The sequence below is a fragment of the Bacillus glycinifermentans genome (assembly GCF_001042475.2).
GTDB lineage: Bacteria > Bacillota > Bacilli > Bacillales > Bacillaceae > Bacillus > Bacillus glycinifermentans.
The window spans coordinates 350621-367334 of record NZ_LECW02000045.1 but is presented as its reverse complement, the minus strand read 5'-3'; the positions used below and the strand labels follow the sequence as shown (position 1 = coordinate 367334).

The 16714-nt window shown below is 47.4% G+C and carries 16 protein-coding genes; 7 read left to right on the top strand and 9 right to left on the bottom strand.

Going from position 1 to position 16714, the window contains the following annotated elements:
* Window positions 1-13 precede the first annotated feature (13 nt).
* Window positions 14-826 (top strand): bifunctional hydroxymethylpyrimidine kinase/phosphomethylpyrimidine kinase, encoded by an 813-nt coding sequence (locus AB447_RS21160; RefSeq protein ID WP_048352774.1) that lies wholly within the window; start codon window positions 14-16, stop codon window positions 824-826.
* 43 nt (window positions 827-869) lie between these two features.
* Here AB447_RS21160 and AB447_RS21155 read toward each other — a convergent pair whose 3' ends face one another.
* The 5 genes from AB447_RS21155 to AB447_RS21135 form a co-directional block, all read right to left on the bottom strand.
* The gene (locus AB447_RS21155) at window positions 870-1172 is read right to left on the bottom strand and encodes a hypothetical protein (RefSeq protein WP_048352773.1); all 303 of its coding nucleotides are present in this window, start codon (window positions 1170-1172) and stop codon (window positions 870-872) included.
* 15 nt (window positions 1173-1187) lie between these two features.
* Entirely contained in the window at window positions 1188-2627 is a 1440-nt protein-coding gene (locus AB447_RS21150; protein WP_048352772.1) for a sucrose-6-phosphate hydrolase, read from the bottom strand.
* Between the two features lie 16 nt (window positions 2628-2643).
* Window positions 2644-4026, bottom strand: a complete 1383-nt coding sequence (locus AB447_RS21145) for a sucrose-specific PTS transporter subunit IIBC (protein ID WP_048352796.1) — start codon at window positions 4024-4026, stop codon at window positions 2644-2646.
* A 250-nt stretch (window positions 4027-4276) separates the two neighbouring features.
* The gene (locus AB447_RS21140; protein ID WP_046130625.1) at window positions 4277-5107 is read right to left on the bottom strand and encodes a PRD domain-containing protein; all 831 of its coding nucleotides are present in this window, start codon (window positions 5105-5107) and stop codon (window positions 4277-4279) included.
* 42 nt (window positions 5108-5149) lie between these two features.
* Window positions 5150-5437: a hypothetical protein gene (locus AB447_RS21135; protein WP_048352771.1), complete on the bottom strand. Its 288-nt coding sequence runs from the start codon at window positions 5435-5437 to the stop codon at window positions 5150-5152.
* A gap of 460 nt (window positions 5438-5897) precedes the next feature.
* Between AB447_RS21135 and AB447_RS21130 the strand changes: the two genes are divergently transcribed.
* Both AB447_RS21130 and AB447_RS21125 read left to right on the top strand, forming a co-directional pair.
* On the top strand, window positions 5898-8318 hold the full coding sequence (locus AB447_RS21130) for a S8 family peptidase (RefSeq protein ID WP_057957740.1): 2421 nt from the start codon (window positions 5898-5900) through the stop codon (window positions 8316-8318).
* A gap of 134 nt (window positions 8319-8452) precedes the next feature.
* Window positions 8453-8701, top strand: coding sequence for a hypothetical protein (locus AB447_RS21125; RefSeq protein ID WP_048352770.1), 249 nt, complete (start codon window positions 8453-8455; stop codon window positions 8699-8701).
* A gap of 2 nt (window positions 8702-8703) precedes the next feature.
* Here the strand turns inward: AB447_RS21125 and AB447_RS21120 are convergent, their stop codons facing one another.
* Complete coding sequence (locus AB447_RS21120) at window positions 8704-9705, bottom strand: LLM class flavin-dependent oxidoreductase (RefSeq protein WP_048352769.1); 1002 nt, start codon at window positions 9703-9705, stop codon at window positions 8704-8706.
* 80 nt (window positions 9706-9785) lie between these two features.
* Here AB447_RS21120 and AB447_RS26405 point away from each other — a divergent pair, with 80 nt between their 5' ends.
* Entirely contained in the window at window positions 9786-9929 is a 144-nt protein-coding gene (locus AB447_RS26405) for a hypothetical protein (RefSeq protein ID WP_164918184.1), read from the top strand.
* A 78-nt stretch (window positions 9930-10007) separates the two neighbouring features.
* On the opposite strand, the gene nfsA is transcribed toward AB447_RS26405, so the two are convergent.
* Window positions 10008-10757: an oxygen-insensitive NADPH nitroreductase gene (nfsA, locus tag AB447_RS21115; protein ID WP_048352768.1), complete on the bottom strand. Its 750-nt coding sequence runs from the start codon at window positions 10755-10757 to the stop codon at window positions 10008-10010.
* 149 nt (window positions 10758-10906) lie between these two features.
* Here nfsA and AB447_RS21110 point away from each other — a divergent pair, with 149 nt between their 5' ends.
* On the top strand, window positions 10907-12070 hold the full coding sequence (locus tag AB447_RS21110) for a M20 metallopeptidase family protein (protein WP_269769327.1): 1164 nt from the start codon (window positions 10907-10909) through the stop codon (window positions 12068-12070).
* Between the two features lie 31 nt (window positions 12071-12101).
* Here AB447_RS21110 and AB447_RS21105 read toward each other — a convergent pair whose 3' ends face one another.
* Both AB447_RS21105 and AB447_RS21100 read right to left on the bottom strand, forming a co-directional pair.
* On the bottom strand, window positions 12102-13271 hold the full coding sequence (locus AB447_RS21105; protein ID WP_048352766.1) for an FtsW/RodA/SpoVE family cell cycle protein: 1170 nt from the start codon (window positions 13269-13271) through the stop codon (window positions 12102-12104).
* 121 nt (window positions 13272-13392) lie between these two features.
* Complete coding sequence (locus tag AB447_RS21100; RefSeq protein WP_048352765.1) at window positions 13393-14577, bottom strand: FtsW/RodA/SpoVE family cell cycle protein; 1185 nt, start codon at window positions 14575-14577, stop codon at window positions 13393-13395.
* Between the two features lie 274 nt (window positions 14578-14851).
* Between AB447_RS21100 and AB447_RS21095 the strand changes: the two genes are divergently transcribed.
* Together AB447_RS21095 and AB447_RS21090 are read left to right on the top strand one after the other, a co-directional pair.
* Window positions 14852-16207, top strand: a complete 1356-nt coding sequence (locus tag AB447_RS21095) for a YjiH family protein (protein ID WP_057957739.1) — start codon at window positions 14852-14854, stop codon at window positions 16205-16207.
* Between the two features lie 235 nt (window positions 16208-16442).
* Window positions 16443-16703 (top strand): spore morphogenesis/germination protein YwcE, encoded by a 261-nt coding sequence (locus tag AB447_RS21090; RefSeq protein WP_046130635.1) that lies wholly within the window; start codon window positions 16443-16445, stop codon window positions 16701-16703.
* The last annotated feature ends 11 nt before the right edge of the window (window positions 16704-16714 follow it).

The window sequence follows — 16714 nt, the reverse complement described above, 5'->3', positions numbered from 1 at the left end:
AGGCTTGACAATCATGACAATGCACAAAGCGCTGACAATCGCCGGCTCCGATTCAAGCGGAGGCGCCGGAATACAAGCGGATTTAAAAACATTCCAGGAAAAGAACGTATACGGGATGACGGCCTTAACGGTGATCGTCGCCATGGATCCGGAAAACAGCTGGAACCACCAGGTGTTCCCGGTTGATACCGGTACTATCAAGGCACAGCTTGCTACGATCGTCGATGGCATCGGCGTCGATGCGATGAAGACGGGAATGCTGCCTACCGTTGAAATTATCGAGATTGCGGCAAAAACGATTACAGAACACAATATGAAAAATGTCGTTATTGATCCGGTCATGGTATGCAAAGGAGCAAACGAAGTATTGTATCCCGAGCATGCAAAAGCTTTGCGGGAGCTTCTGGCACCCCTTGCGACGGTTATAACGCCGAATCTTTTTGAAGCCGGACAGCTCAGCGGTCTTGGCGAAATCACAACCGTTGAACAAATGAAGGAAGCGGCAAAAGCGATTCATGACCTTGGTGCCAAGCACGTCCTCATCACCGGAGGAGGCAAGCTGAATCACGAAAAAGCGGTTGACGTGTTATTCGACGGACGGGAAGCCGAAGTGATCGAAGGGGAGCGAATCGACACCCCTTATACACATGGTGCAGGCTGCACCTACTCGGCGGCGATAACGGCCGAACTTGCTAAAGGTTCAAGCGTAAAAGAAGCCATTTATGCGGCCAAAGAATTCATTACGGAAGCCATTCGCGAATCATTCCGCTTAAATGAATATATCGGGCCGACAAAACACTCTGCTCACCGGCTCAGCGGAAAATAAGAGAACCCCTTTAAAAGGGGTTCTTTCATTCTTGACGGAAGGATTACCCGTCCTGATTCGCGCTTATATTTCTTGCCGATGATTTTAAAAAGGCTTCGATCGATTCTACAAAAAGGGCATATTCTTTCATTTGTTCGTACGTGCCCGAAAGGCTCTCTTTTATCTTTTCCTTTGGAATGGTTTGTTCGTCAATATCCCGGATCAGCTTCCTTACTTGCAGGAGCAAGTCGTTGTATTCTTCTCTCGTATCCTCAATATGTTCTGCTATTTCTTTCAAACGCGATGCTGTCAATCGTTTTTCCAAAGAAACAACCCCTTTGCACTGCACAATATCTAAAAAAAGCATATCATAAAGGGATTTTTAAGCCAATGTCCAGGATGTCACCTCCGCTTTGATCTCTTTTCTGGCGGAAATCGAAACACGATTATTTCCCGGGTAAGGAAAATATCGTGCTGTAAACACTTCTTCGCCGCCGTTGACGAAAACTTCTATAGAAGACGAATCCAGGAAGATGTTTACATCTTTAAGCCTCTCAACCCGGCAATGTCTGGCTTCCGTTCTTTCATCAACATAGCTGTTCCTTTCTAAAGTCAAGAGGCCGTCCGTTTTGCTGTAAATCAGGCGGGCTGCTCCTCTGAAGGATATGTCAAATCCTTCTTCTATATACTGCGGAATCAGTAAAATTTCCGCTTTTTCAGGTTGTTTTACATCGAGCATTTCAGTGTCTTGCTTGAGTGAAATGTGAGCGTTTTTTTCCTCTTGACGCAGGGTTCGCAGCTCCTGAACCGGCTTTTGAACCAGCCGGTTTTTTTTCAGCGATAATTCCCTCGGCAATGTCATACAATGCACCCATTCATTCGGAATCGTCGGCTGGCTTTGTTCATCCTGATCGGGAACCCCCATCCATCCTATTAAAATCCGCCTGCCTGATTCATCTTTTGTCGTCTGCGGCGCATAAAAATCAAAGCCGCGGTCAAGTTCTTCAAAATCGCCGTGCCTAAGCGCCGGTTTCCGCTCATCTAATTCACCGACGAAATATCCCGACTGATATACATTTTGAAAGCGGAAGCCTTCCGCTTCCAACCCTTGAGGGCAGACGATCAAAATATCCTTTCCATCGAGTGTGATGATATCCGGGCATTCCCACATATAACCGAACTCGCCGAGCTGATCTGTATTGGAGCCGGTCAAGTCGCCGAGAAACGACCATTCCGTCAAGTTTTGGGAAGTAAACAGCACCGCCCTTCCTTCAAGCCGCTCTGTCTGTGCGCCGAGCACCATATACCAGCGCCCGTCTTTTTTCCACACTTTCGGATCGCGGAAATGTGCCGTATACCCTTCGGGAAGTCTTGCGACGACTCCCCGTTTTTCAAATGAAATGCCGTCTTTTGAGACAGCATGACATTGATAGGTCTCACGGTTTCCTTCCTCATCACGGACATTCCCTGTATAGAAGACGTGCAGCATGTCATTCTCAGCGATCGCGCTGCCTGAATAGCATCCGCTTCGGTCATACCAATCGCTTGGCGTAAGGGCGATCTCTTCGTGTCGCCAGCGGACAAGGTCCCTGGAAGAATAATGTCCCCAGCATTTGGCCCCATGCCCCGTCTTAAAAGGCATCCACTGGTAAAAAAGGTGGTATGTGCCTTTCCATTGAATGAAGCCGTTTGGATCATTCAGCAGTCCGACAGGCGGCATAATGTGATAATGCAGGCGGTATGGATCCTGATTGACGATGTTTTCATACGCTGCAACCCGTTTCATGGCTTGTTCGCGAAGTTCCTGATCACGCACGTTCATATTTGCCGACCCTCCATCAGTTCTTTTTCTCATCTTCGTTGATCCCTAAGAAAAAAGCCGTGATAAACGCAGTGACGACGGCAATGCCCATGCCGATTAAATAGTTGATAATATTTGCCGTTCCAAACGGTGCGGCGATCGCGATCATCGGAATTCCCGTCAAGCCGTAGGCGTTTGCGGCAACGTTTGTAAAGACGACATATGCTCCGCCCAGCGCCCCGCCCGCCATCGCGCCGATGAACGGCTTGCGGTAGCGAAGGTTGACTCCGAAAATGACCGGTTCGGTAATGCCCAGGAATGCTGAGAAAGCAGCCGGTAACGCGATTTCTTTTGTCTTCGCCCGTTTTGCCAGGAAGAAAACGGCAAGCCCTGCACCGCCTTGGGCAACATTCGCCATCGACCAGATCGGCAGCAGGTAGTTTCGGCCGATATCGGCGATGAGGCCGGCCTCAATCGCATGAAAGCTGTGATGAACGCCGGTAAGAACGATAAGGGAATATGTCCCGCCAAAAATCAATCCCGCAACAGGTCCAGCATGATCGTACACAAAGGTCAAAACATTCGTAATTCCCGAACCGAGTCCTCTTCCAAGCGGCCCGATCGCAATAAAAGCGATAAATCCGGTTAAAATGATCGTCAAAAACGGTGTTACCAACAGGTCAATCGCATTAGGGACAATCTTTCTTGTCCACTTCTCAATTTTACTCATGAGATAAACCGCCAAGAGAATCGGAATCACTGTTCCCTGGTAGCCCAGCATCTCAATTGGAATGCCGAAGAAATGCAATACTTCAGGCTTCGCTTCAGCGAGCCCCCATGGATTGAGGAGACTTGGATGAATCAAAATCCCCCCGATGACAGCTCCCAAATACGGATTTCCGCCAAATTCCTTCGCTGCACTGACACCGATCAAAATCGGCAGAATGATAAACGCAGCACTTGAAAACATATCGAGCAGCTTAAAAAGCGCCGAATCAGGGCTGACCCATTGAAACGCTTTCATCATTCCCAAAAGACCCATCAATAAACCGCTTGCAACAATGGCCGGAATGATCGGCACAAAAATATTTGACAGCGTTTTCGCAAAACGCGCCACAGGGTTCATGTTTTGCTTTGCAGCTTCATTGTGCTGAACCGTCTCTTTTTGATCAAGCTGAAGCGCTTTTGCAAATTGCTCGTACACTTTATTGACAAGCCCCGTTCCAAAAATAATCTGGTATTGGCCTGAGCTGGAAAAAGCCCCCTTTACCCCGTCAAGCTCTTCTATCTTTTCCTGATCGATTTTTTCCTGGTCTTTCATGACCAAGCGCAATCTTGTCGCACAATGAGCCGCGCTGATAATATTATCTTCCCCGCCGAGCAGCTCGATGAGGCGTTCGGCAATTTCTTTGTGATTCATGATGACTCCTCCTTTTTGTTTAAAAAAAAGCAGAAAAGACCTAAAATTCGCCAACGAATAAGAGGACATATTTTCCCCCACTCATGTAAGCAAATTTTAGGTCTTGCCTGCTTTACCAGTCACAATCCCCGGTATTTATTTTTGATACGCTTTCATTTTATTATGTGACAGCGCTTTCGTCAATTGTTTTTTTAAAAAATATAGGAAAATTGAACGAAAAAAAGCCTGATCGCACGAACATCAGGCGGTATCACATACGGGAATCTTGTAAACGCTGGACATGCAGCGTAATATAGCCGACCTCCGATTCCGGGAGATCAAGATCATATTCGGTTTTTACGTAATCCGCCAGCCCTGCCGCACACCGGTAGCTTTCAGGATACTTTTTCCGGATGAAATAAAGCATGTCATCGTCCATCACGTGAAATGCCTCATTTGATTCCAGCCGATTGACCGCATACCTTAAATGCGTGACAAGACGCTGATAGGAAATGCTGTCTTCATCAATCGTCCGATTGAAGCAGCATTCGATTTTTTCAATCATTTCTTTGATGATCGTCGTGTATTTAATCGTCTTCTGCATGTTTTCCGCATCCATTTTTGCGGTATGAATATGCAGCGCGATATAACCCGCTTCATCATCGGGCAAATCGACACCGAGCCTCTCTTTTACGAAGCCGATCGCCCAGAGTCCGATCTCATATTCTTTTTTATAAAGCGCTTTGATTTCATTTAATAATTTATTTTGAATCACGAATCCTTTGCGGATTCGTTCAATGGCAAATGATAAATGATCCACAAGGGAGATGTGGACATGATCGCTCAGCGGTGCGGACAGCTGCCCTTCCGCATAGCTGATGATCTCTTCGGCAGCTTCAATATGTTCTTCCGGAAGCGTTTCGAGGATTTGTTTGAATTTCTCGTTTTCTTCATGAATGGTAAAAATTTTTTCCACCTTTTGTGCTGAAATGGTGTCATTTTTACCTTTTTGAAAAGCGATTCCCGGGCCCATGACAATCTTTTCCTGACCATCCTCCTTTATTATTGCTGCATTGTTATTCAACACTTTATAGATTTTCAAGGCTGTCACCCACTTCCCGTTATGAGTGGGATTTTACCTTTTTTATGTGATCGTGTAAAGTTCAGGTCCTGCTCTCACCCGTCTTGACGTTTTTTTGCACACATCAGGGCCACTTTCTTTCATGACATCAGCCGGCAATACCCGCCTGTATTCCAACATGAATGCCCCGTTCCTTTCCGGTTGCTTGGCAACCCCTCCGGAATACACCGCTCTTTGCTCATATGTACGCCCGGCTTCCCTGAACACCTTCTCCAGACTCCCGCGTACGGGCATCACCCAGCCCAGAAGTACGGTTATCCACATTTTAAAAAAAGAAATCATACCCTTCACACCAATCCCTCCAATTTTTTAAAACTAGCAACTCTATGAAAACTCCTGACCCTATCTTATCCCGCCAAAATGAAAATGTTTGTCACAATGTGAGTGAAAAAAGATACTAGTTTTTAGAAGTTTTGTTGAAAACTGAAGGAACCGGATTAAAAAGATCGCAAACAGCCGTTTTAAACTTATTCACACGTTATCCTAAAGATAAACACAGATTACCCACAATACATATCCACATATCCACATTATTATTCAACATTTAGTACAAGAACAAACATTCCCCACTATATCTATACACAAGTTTATTAACATATACACAGTAAAATGTGAATAAACCCGAATATTCATTCGCCAATTCATTGAATCACTGAAAATCATTTCTATATAAAGAAGGATTATGGTAAAAATGAGAGAATATTTAAAAAGTTCAAAACTCTAAGTATCGTAAATAAAGGGGGAAAACGTGTTGAAAAAAGGGGTTATCCGCTATTCCATTTTTGCTTTCATTCTATTTTTCACTCTATCTGCTTTCCTCACCGGAGTTCAGGCAAAAACGGCATCTGTGAAAGCATCTCCTGAACTGGAGAAAGCCGAGATTTTCGGGGATATTGACGTGACATCGGACAAACAGACAACGGTCATCGTTGAATTGAAAGAAAAATCGCTGGCTGAAGCAAAGGCCGAAGGGGAAAAACAAACAAGGGCCTCCTTAAAAACGGCGCGCAGCAAAGCGAAAAACAAAGCTTTTAAAACGATCAAAAAAGCAAAGATCAAACGCGAATATGACAGGGTTTTTTCCGGGTTTTCCATGAAGCTGCCCGCCAGTGAGATTCCAAAGCTTCTGTCCGTCAAAGAGGTGAAAGCCGTTTATCCTAACGTGACCTATAAACCGGACAATATCAAGAGCAAAAATGTAACGCTGGCCGCTGACGAGATTTATCCACAGATGGATAAAAGCGCGCCGTTCATCGGCGCGGATCAAGCATGGAAATCGGGGTACACCGGGAAAGGCATTAAAGTTGCCGTCATCGACACCGGCGTTGATTATACACACCCTGACCTGAGGAAGAATTTCGGGCCTTACAAAGGCTATGACTTTGTGGATAATGATTACGATCCGCAGGAAACGCCGGCAGGGGATCCTCGCGGAGAAGCAACTGACCACGGTACACACGTTGCCGGCACGATCGCCGCCAACGGTCAAATCAAGGGCGTGGCGCCTGAAGCTACCCTCCTTGCTTATCGCGTGCTCGGCCCCGGCGGTTCCGGTACGACCGAAAACGTGATTGCAGGGATCGAAAAAGCCGTCGCTGACGGAGCGAAAGTTATGAACCTTTCCTTGGGGAATTCGCTGAACAGCCCCGATTATGCAACGAGCATTGCGCTTGACTGGGCGATGTCCGAAGGCGTAACCGCCGTTACATCAAACGGCAACAGCGGACCGGACAACTGGACCGTCGGATCGCCTGGAACCTCGCGGGAAGCGATTTCCGTAGGCGCCTCACAGCTGCCTTACAACGAATATGCTGTGAAATTTTCTTCGTATTCCACAGCCAAGCTGATGGGATACGATGAAGAAAAAGACGTTCAGGCGCTGAACAACAATGAGGTTGAGCTTGTTGATGCAGGACTTGGACAAGCTGACGATTTTTCAGGGAAAGAACTGAAAGGCAAGGTTGCGGTGATCCAAAGAGGGGCCATTCCGTTTGTGGATAAAGCGGAAAATGCGAAAAAAGCCGGAGCGATCGGAGCTGTTGTCTACAATAATGCGGCCGGCGAAATCGAAGCCAATGTAATCGGCATGGCCGTTCCGACGATCAAACTGTCGAAGGAAGAAGGAGAAAGCCTTGTTCAGCAGATAAAAGCCGGAAAGCGCTCGGCGGTCTTCTCGTTTACATTGGCAAAAGAGCTTGGTGAAACGATTGCATCCTTCTCATCCAGAGGACCTGTCATGGATACTTGGATGATCAAGCCGGATGTTGCGGCGCCTGGCGTCAATATCGTCAGCACGGTCCCTACGCACGATCCGCAGCATCCGCACGGCTACGCGTCAATGCAGGGAACAAGCATGGCTTCGCCTCATGTGGCCGGAACGGCTGCGATTCTAAAGCAGGCCAAGCCGGACTGGACGCCGGAGCAAATCAAAGCCGTTCTTATGAATACAGCGGCAAAGTTAACGGATGAAAACGGAAAGCTCTACCCTCACAACACGCAAGGGGCCGGCAGCATCCGGATCATGGACGCCCTCAAGGCTTCTTCAATCGTGACGCCGGGCAGCCATTCCTATGGGACATTCATGAAGGACAAAGGAAAGCAAACAAAAAAACAGACGATTACGATCGAAAACCTTTCATCATACAGAAAGGCCTATCAGCTTGACTATTCTTTTAAAGGGCAGGGCATTTCCGTCAAAGGCACGAAGCAGGTCACAATCCCTGCACACAAAACAGAAAAAGCCGTTGCCAAAGTAACCGTCAACTCGGCCAAAACAAAAGCGGGCACTTATGAAGGCACCGTCACCGTCCGTGAGGGAGGCCAGAAAGTTGCCGAAATCCCAACCTTGTTCATCGTTAAAGAGCCCGATTACCCGCGCGTGACATCGGTAACCGTTGAACCGGGAGCAAAACAGGGAACATATACGGTTGAAGCCTATCTGCCGGGCGGAGCGGAAGAGCTTGCATTTCTCATTTATGACCAAAACCTTGAGTTTATCGGTCAGGCAGGCGTCTATAAAAACCAGGGGAAAGGCTATCAGTCCTACGGATGGAACGGCAAAATCAACAACTCAGCCTCACTTGAACCGGGTGAGTACTACATGCTCGCTTACGCCGTTTCAAAGGGGAAATCGAGCTACGTCCTGACAGAGGAACCGTTTATCGTCGAATAATGACAAGCCTTGTTGAGAATCACTCAACAAGGCTTTTTTATGTTAAAATGCGGATAACAAAAATTTCCTCGCGTTCACGGGAGAACTCCTTCTCTTCAAAAACGTGAAAAAAGCGACCGGAGGACTGCGTATACATGATTTCTTTTCTCGTATTGTTCAGCTTATCCTTCATGGCTGTCTGCTTTATCTTTTTCACGGTTTTGTATGCCGCCGTCAATCTGCAGCAAAAGCAAGCGAATCCGTTTCAGAAAGCGGCGGAGCAAACGGTTGACACCGTCCTCCTTTTGCCGCTCAGCTGGCTGTTTACAACCGCGTATATCACCGGCCTCATCTTCCTGATCCCCGTCCGCTTTATGTTGACGATCTTCCAGAGAAAACGGTAAATTCAGTTTTGAAACGCTTCAGCCAAAAGGCGGTATGAATTCAGTTTATCCCGGAAATCGTGCGTGATCGTCACCGCCATGATTTCATCGGCTCCGTATGCACCGGCCAGGGCAAGCAGCTGTTGTTTCACCTGCTCTTTTGTGCCGATTACCATGCGCTTGCGGTTTTCCTCGACTCTCTTCTTCTCATAAGGCGAATATTGATACGATAAAGCAGTTACCAAAGACGGAAAACCTTCTGTCACCATTCCCTGCTCATTCGCCAATAAAGAAAAATCAAGGCTTTTGGCAAGGCGTTCCGCCGCGTCTTCCGTCTCCGCGCAAATGACGAACACGGCGACGGTCACCTTCGGCCGGTCTCCCAATACGGAAGGCTTAAACCTTTCTTTATAAAGCCTGACCGCGTCTTCACCGCCTTCACCGTTGATGAACAGGGCAAAGGTATAGGAAGCGCCGACTTGCGCGGCAAGCCTCGCGCTTTCTCCTGACGACCCAAGCATCCATACCTCCGGAGCCGATCCGACATTCGGAGATGCGGTTAAATTTGGAAAGCGGTGGTGTTCATCAGCTTGATCATGCAGATATGTGATAAGGTCCTGAATCTGTTCCGGATACTTGTCGGTCTTGCGCCTGCCGCCGTCCAGCAAAGCCATCGAAGCGATCGGCATCCCTCCAGGCGCCCGTCCGAGCCCGGCATCAATTCTGCCCGGTGCAAGACCTTCCAACACCCGAAAGTTCTCAGCAACTTTATAGGCGCTGTAATGAGGCAGCATGACGCCTCCAGATCCTACGCGAATGTTTTCCGTCTTGGCCGCGATATACCCCATTAAGACTTCAGGGCTTGAGCCTGCAAGGTTTCTTGAAAAATGGTGCTCTGATACCCAAAACCTTCTGTATCCGAGCTTTTCAGCCATTTGCGCAAGCTCGACTGTCTGTCGCAAAGCCGCTTCAGGGGTGCTCCCTTCGGAAACGGGTGACTGATCCAATATGCTTAGCGATATCATGTTGTTTCACCCCAGTTTACTTTTTTGGCGTAAAAAGAAATAATAGTATCTAAGCGAACATCAAAGGAGCATAAGGATTGATGAATGAGAAAGAGCCTCTACAAAAACCGGACGCGCCACATGAAGAAGAAAACTTTGCAAAAGGCTGTTTATTCGGAATCCTTTTCAGTCTTCCGATTTGGCTCATTGTTTATCTTCTGATCAAGCATTTCATCATCAAGTAGAGACAAGACACATGTTAAGGCCGCCGATGCGATCGGCAGCCTTTTGCTTTGGAAGCGGAGATTTTGCTGCCTCTTCCCCTACCTTTTATTAAACCCTTTCTCTTTCACAAACCGATGCATGTACGTTCGTTTCGGCTCTTTGAGATTTTGGGTGATTTGCTCTGTCCACTTGTCGGCCCGCTTGCCGTTCGTCCTGTTTTCATAATAGCTTGAAATGGTTTCATCATATGCGGTCAGATGCTTTTGAAAATCGCCTTCATCCACATTGTAGGTATTTTCATGATAGATATGTTCAAACGGAAGCCTTGGCTTTTTCGAAGACGGGTTGGCCGGATGGCCGACGACAAAGCCGAACAGCGGAAGCACGTATTCAGGCGTTTTCAATATCTCCGCAACTTTCTCCAGATCGTTTCGAATCCCGCCGATATAGCAGATGCCAAGCCCCATCGATTCCGCCGCAATCGCCATGTTCTGGGCGGCAAGGGCCGCGTCAATGACGCTGACCATAAAGGTCTCCGTTCCTTCCAGAGAAGCCTTGACGTCCTCCCCTTTATTCCCGGCGATTTTGTCATGCCGGTAAAGGTCCGCGCAAAAAACAAACAGATGGCCGTTTTTCTCGACATACGGCTGATTGCCGGCCAAAGCGGCGAGTTCCCGTTTTTTGCTTTGATCGGTTACGCCGATGATCGAATACGCCTGAATATAGCTTGAAGTCGATGCGCTCTGGGCGCTTTCCACAAGAACGCGAATCTCTTCTTCCGTCAGGCGCTGATCTGTGAAAGACCTGATCGAACGGTGCTGTAATATCGTTTCAATCGTTTTATTCATCTTTAGACCTCCTCTTTGTCTTTATCATATCCAACATCTGCATATCTCTAAAGCAAAACGTCTTGAAAAAGTGTTCAATTCCGTATGTTAAAATGATAGAATCATTTTAATATTTTGATCGGGAAAGGAAGATGACGGTGGAGTCCTTAATGAAAGAATTAGATGATTTATATCCGGAAATGGTCGAGCTCAGGAGGCATTTTCACCAATACCCAGAGCTGTCCCATCAAGAGGTCAATACACCTCTGACCATTGCGAAATATTTGGAGAGCTTTGGCGTTGAAGTCAGGACAAATGTCGGCGGGCAAGGCGTCGTAGGCATAATCAAAGGGGGCCGCCCGGGGAAAACGGTTGCCCTTAGAGCCGACTTTGACGCGCTTCCTTTACAGGACCAAAAAGATGTGCCGTACCGGTCAACCGTCCCCGGCGTCATGCACGCCTGCGGCCATGACGCGCATACCTCGGCCCTTCTGATCGCCGCAAAAGTGCTGATGAGGCATCAAACAGATTTGAAAGGAAACATCGTCCTCATTCACCAGTTTGGAGAAGAGGTTACACCGGGCGGGGCAAAGCCGATGATCGAGGACGGCTGCCTTGACGGAGTGGATGCCATCTTCGGCACCCACATTTGGGCGCCTATGCCGGTCGGGCAAGTCGGAGTAAAGGCCGGCGCCATGATGGCCGCGGCAGACAAATTTAAAATTACGATTACGGGGCGCGGCGGTCACGGAGGCGCGCCTCACCTGACGACAGACGCCTTGCTTACAGGAGCTTCCGTTATCAGCCACCTTCAGCAGATCGTAAGCCGCAGAGTCGATCCGACGGAAGCGGCCGTCATTTCAATCGGGACGTTCCACTCCGGTCAGGCTTTCAACGTCATCGCCGAAGAAGCGGTTATCGAAGGAACGGTCCGCACCTTTTCGAAACAGGTTCAGGAGACGATCATCACCGAGATGGAGCGCGTCATTAAAGGCGTTTGCGGCGCCAATGGAGCGTCTTTTAAGCTCGACTATGAAAAGGGCTACCCGCCCGTCATCAACCATGAGAAGGAAACCGGCATCGTTCGGACATGCGCAAAGCAGGTCGTTGGCGAAGCGGCCGTCATCGAGCTTGCGCCCAATATGATCGGCGAAGATTTTTCCTATTATCTCGAGCGCGTCCCGGGATCGTTCTTTTTTACCGGAGCCGGAAATGAACACACAGGAGCCGTCTATCCGCACCATCATCCCAAATTTGACATCGATGAGAAAGGAATGCTGAATGCCGCGAAGATCCTCGTGTCATCGGCTCTGGAGTTTTTGGAAAAATATTAAAGACAGCCCGCAGAGGCTGTCTTTTTTTCGCTTATTTAAACATGTAGCCTTGATATTTTGTCAGCTGGCAGCTCGCATTGTAAACGATCGCATAGCCGATGAGCACGGACAAAACCGAGCTCCCTCCGTAGCTGACAAACAGCAAAGGAACGCCTGTAACCGGCATCAGACCGATGTTCATGCCGATGTTCTGGAACGCATGAATGACGATCAAAGCCGTATAACCCACACAGAAATACGACGCAAACCTGCTGTACGGATGAATTCTGTCGATCAGCACGACAAGCCGGTAGATTAAGAGAAAGAACATAATGACGACAAACGTGCACCCGATAAAGCCAAAACTCTCTCCGATAACGGCGAAGATAAAATCAGTCTCGCCTTCAGGAACATACACTTTCAAATGATTAATGCCCGTACCGGAAATTTCTCCTGATCCGATCGCCGTCACGGCCTGCTCTGTCTGATATGTATCATTGGCAGACTGCTGGCTCGAATCGACCCACGTCATGACGCGGTTGATCTGGTATGGCTGAATGTGGAGAACCTCTTTTGAAAAATCAGGAAAATTGATAACCAAAAACAACACAAGCAAAACGAGCGTTATACCCGAACCTGCAATTATGCTGATCAGCTTCCAGTTCACGCCTGACAAAAACACCATCACGGCGACAAAGAACATACAGATGCCCGCTGTTCCCGCATCCTGCATCAAAATTAATCCAACCGGCACCGCGGAGTACCCGGCGATCTTCAGCAAAAGGTGAACATCCTCGCGCATGGAGCGGGAGCCTTTTGGACTCGCTTTTGAAATGACCGAAGCCAGCATCATGATCAAGCCGATTTTCATGAACTCGGAAGGCTGCAAAGTCACTGGGCCCAATTGAAACCAGCTCTTCGCCCCGTTCTTCACAGGCGCAATCGATTCCGGGCTGAATTTTAATACGATCAGCAGCACGATTCCCATTATAAATACGTATATGCTAAGCTTTTCAATCTGCTCTAAATCAAAATAAAGAAAGCCGGCGACAATGAAAATACCGAGAATATAGAAAATCAATTGTTTCCCGGGATATCCCAATATAGAAAACGACGGCTGCGCAGCATAAACAGCGACAACGCTGATCATTAAAAACACGCTTAATATAAAAATTAAATCACCCTGATAATAGGGACTTGTCTGATTTTTTCTCTGACTCATATTACCCCGCCTTACTCCTTTTCAAAAACAGCCATCTTTCATTATACATGAATCATGCCGAAGAATATACGGAAAGGAGGCGTTTCCTGACTCAATAAAATAACAGCCTGAAAACAGGCCGTTATTTAAACATATATCTTTGGTATCTCGTTAACTGGCAGCTTGCGTTATAGACGATTGCAAAACCGATTAAAGTGGCAATGACCGAACTTCCTCCATAGCTGACCAAAAGCAGCGGAACGCCCGTCACAGGCATAATGCCGATGTTCATCCCGATGTTTTGAAACGTATGGATGACGATCAAAGCCGTGTAGCCGGCGCAGAAGAATGAGGCAAACTTGCTGAACGGGTGTATTCGGTCGATCAGTACGACAAGCCGGTAAATCAGGAAGAAAAACATGATGACGACAAACGTGCAGCCGACAAACCCGAAGCTTTCCCCGATCACCGCGAAAATGAAGTCTGTCTGCGCTTCAGGGACGTAGACACGAAGGTCGCTTACACCGTTTCCAAACACTTTTCCGGAGCCGATCGCCATTTGCGCTTTATCGACCTGCAATTTATTATCGGCGCTCTGTTGGCTCGGGTTGACCCAGGTCATCACGCGGTTGATTTGATATTTCTCAACCCCGAAGGACTCTGCGACGTTTGGGAATTGGATGATCACATACAGGATCATCGTGACCAAAGCGGCGCCCGAGCAAAAGATGATCGTGATTAATTTCCAGTTCACTCCTGACAGGAACACCATCACGAGGATGACAAACATGACGATGCCCGCCGTTCCCGTATCCTGCTCCAAAATCAAGCCGAAGGGAACGACGGCAATTCCGAAGATCTTTAACAGGAAGATGGCATCCTCTTTTATCGTCCGCTTGCCGTTCGGGCCGTGTTTTGACATAAACGATGCCAGATACATGATCAGGCCGATTTTCATAAATTCGGACGGCTGCAAGGTAAATCCCGGGAGCATGAACCAGCTCTTAGCTCCGTTGATGACCGGCGCAAACCGGTAGCCCCCGATGTATGCAGGACTGAATTTTAATACAATCAGCATGAAAATGCCGAACAGATAAAAATAAAAGCTGAGCTTTTGAAGCTGTTCGAGGTCAAAGTAGAGAAATACAATGATGATAAGCGCCCCTAACAAATAATAAAGGGACTGTTTCACCGCAAAAGGCTCATTATATTGGTTAAACTGCTGAGCGGCGTAAACCGCCACAATGCTCGTGATAAAAAAAGCAATGAAAGCAAAAATCAAATCCCCCTGGTAAAAGGGATTTGTAATGTTTTTTTTCTGATTCATTCGAAATCCCGCCCTTATTTCTGACACGATGAAATTGTATAAGAAAGGCTTAAACCGACTTCCTCACAAATGATATGACGTACAAACGCACAAAATGTTTCGGATTAATCGCACACAAAATCATTCATTTTTTATTTTAAGGATATTTCTTCCTATTGTCGAATTTCGGAGAAGTTATTGATTTCTGTGCTGATTGTATTAAAATGTGTAATGTTGCATAAAATTAAACTTTTATCAGATTTGGAGAATCATAGAGCATAAGGAGTTTTTCTTTTTGGATAAAGCGATTCAAAAGCATAAAAAAGCAGATTTGATCAAATTTTTGGTTCCTTCACTGATCGGAATCGTCCTGTTTATGATTCCGATTAAAATCGGGGGAGAGCTGACGATACCGATTGCGGTCTTTTCCAAGGGATTGCAGGGATTGCTACAACAACAGCTCCCGCTGATCATGATGGTGATCGTTACCGTCACATTCATCCTGACGTTTATCGCCAAAACGTTTCAACCGGCATTCATCAAAAAAAGCGATTTTTTCTATAACCTGCTGAATGTGTCGACATTCTGGTATATCGTCCGTTTTTGCGGCATGGTTTTTGCGATCTTGACGTATTTCAAGATCGGGCCTGAGGCCGTATATGCGGACAGCACGGGCGGCACTTTATTGTTCGATCTTCTGCCGGTTCTGTTTTCCGTTTTCTTGTTTGCCGGACTTTTTCTGCCTTTTCTGCTGAATTTCGGGCTGCTGGAATTATGCGGATCATTGACGAAAAAGTTTATGAGACCGGTCTTTAAGCTCCCCGGGCGGTCTTCGATCGACTGCATGGCTTCCTGGCTTGGAGACGGAACGATCGGCGTTCTCCTGACGAGCAAACAGTATGAAGAAGGCTTTTATACAAAGCGCGAGGCCGCGATTATCGGTACGACTTTCTCTGTCGTCTCGATTACGTTTTGCCTCGTGATCATTTCGCAAGTAGGCCTTAGCCATCTCTTCGTTCCGTTTTACTTGACTATTTTGCTGGCCGGGGTCGTCGCGGCAGTCGTCAGCCCGCGGATTCCTCCTTTATCAAGGAAGGCCGATACCTACATCACGGACACAGCCGATACAGATCAGGAGACGATTCCGGAAGGCTATACTCCGTTTGCATGGGGAATGAGCCAGGCTGTTGAAAAAGCGAGGCAGAATACGAATGTGAAAGACTTTCTCAAAGAAGGCTCCAAGAACGTTCTTGACATGTGGATGGGCGTTGCCCCCGTCGTGATGGCGCTCGGGACAGCGGCGCTCATCGTGGCTCAGTACACGCCGATCTTCAAATGGCTCGGTGTCCCGTTCATCCCGCTGCTTGAGCTGCTGCAGGTTCCGGAAGCGGCTGCGGCCTCACAGACGCTCGTCGTCGGTTTTGCCGACATGTTTCTTCCATCCGTACTGGGAAGCGGAATCGAAAGCGAGATGACGCGGTTTATTATCGCCTGTCTATCTGTCACTCAATTGATCTATATGTCTGAAGTCGGCGGCCTCTTGCTGGGCTCCAAGATTCCGGTAACGTTCATCGACTTAATCTTGATCTTTATCGTTCGGACATTGATTACGCTGCCCGTCATCGTCATTTGCGCCCATTTTATTTTTTAAAGCGATATAAGCCCTTGGCTCCCGCGCCAAGGGCTTTTTTACCCCCATTGCGCCCAGAGAAAATTGGTTCAATAGTTGGAGTGGAAAATGTTTTCCATTATGTATCATTTTTTTCATAACGTGGTATAATGATTGTAACAGAATGTTCACAAAATATCCTCTAATTAGACACATCTTAAATATTCAACCCGCCATTAATGACAGCGCTATCATTTTTGAAAGGGGCTGAAAACACATGGATATGTTTTTCGCTTACTTGCTGATTGCAAGCGCCACTCCGTTATTTTTATGGCTGGACAACAAGAAGATCGCACTTTCATCGATCCCGCCTATTATTTTAATGTGGGTATTCTTCTTTTTCTACATGACAAGCAGTCTTTCTCCTGCAGGACACTCTCTCATGATCGCACTCTTTATCATCAACGTCATCATCGCCCATATCGCCGCCTTTTTGATTTATGGACTTCCATTGATCAGAAAAAGAATGAACCGCTAAAAAAGCGCTCG

Excerpts from the sequence above, each read along its gene's own strand:
- AB447_RS21150 (WP_048352772.1), bottom strand. The coding sequence starts at position 2,627 with ATGAACGTGCGTGATCAGGAACTTCGCGAACAAGCCATGAAACGGGTT.
- AB447_RS21090 (WP_046130635.1), top strand. The coding sequence starts at position 16,443 with ATGGATATGTTTTTCGCTTACTTGCTGATTGCAAGCGCCACTCCGTTA.
- AB447_RS21100 (WP_048352765.1), bottom strand. The coding sequence starts at position 14,577 with ATGAATCAGAAAAAAAACATTACAAATCCCTTTTACCAGGGGGATTTG.
- AB447_RS21120 (WP_048352769.1), bottom strand. The coding sequence starts at position 9,705 with ATGATATCGCTAAGCATATTGGATCAGTCACCCGTTTCCGAAGGGAGC.
- AB447_RS21155 (WP_048352773.1), bottom strand. The coding sequence starts at position 1,172 with ATGCTTTTTTTAGATATTGTGCAGTGCAAAGGGGTTGTTTCTTTGGAA.
- nfsA (WP_048352768.1), bottom strand. The coding sequence starts at position 10,757 with ATGAATAAAACGATTGAAACGATATTACAGCACCGTTCGATCAGGTCT.
- AB447_RS26405 (WP_164918184.1), top strand. The coding sequence starts at position 9,786 with ATGAATGAGAAAGAGCCTCTACAAAAACCGGACGCGCCACATGAAGAA.
- AB447_RS21110 (WP_269769327.1), top strand. The coding sequence starts at position 10,907 with ATGAAAGAATTAGATGATTTATATCCGGAAATGGTCGAGCTCAGGAGG.
- AB447_RS21160 (WP_048352774.1), top strand. The coding sequence starts at position 14 with ATGACAATGCACAAAGCGCTGACAATCGCCGGCTCCGATTCAAGCGGA.
- AB447_RS21125 (WP_048352770.1), top strand. The coding sequence starts at position 8,453 with ATGATTTCTTTTCTCGTATTGTTCAGCTTATCCTTCATGGCTGTCTGC.
- AB447_RS21145 (WP_048352796.1), bottom strand. The coding sequence starts at position 4,026 with ATGAATCACAAAGAAATTGCCGAACGCCTCATCGAGCTGCTCGGCGGG.
- AB447_RS21105 (WP_048352766.1), bottom strand. The coding sequence starts at position 13,271 with ATGAGTCAGAGAAAAAATCAGACAAGTCCCTATTATCAGGGTGATTTA.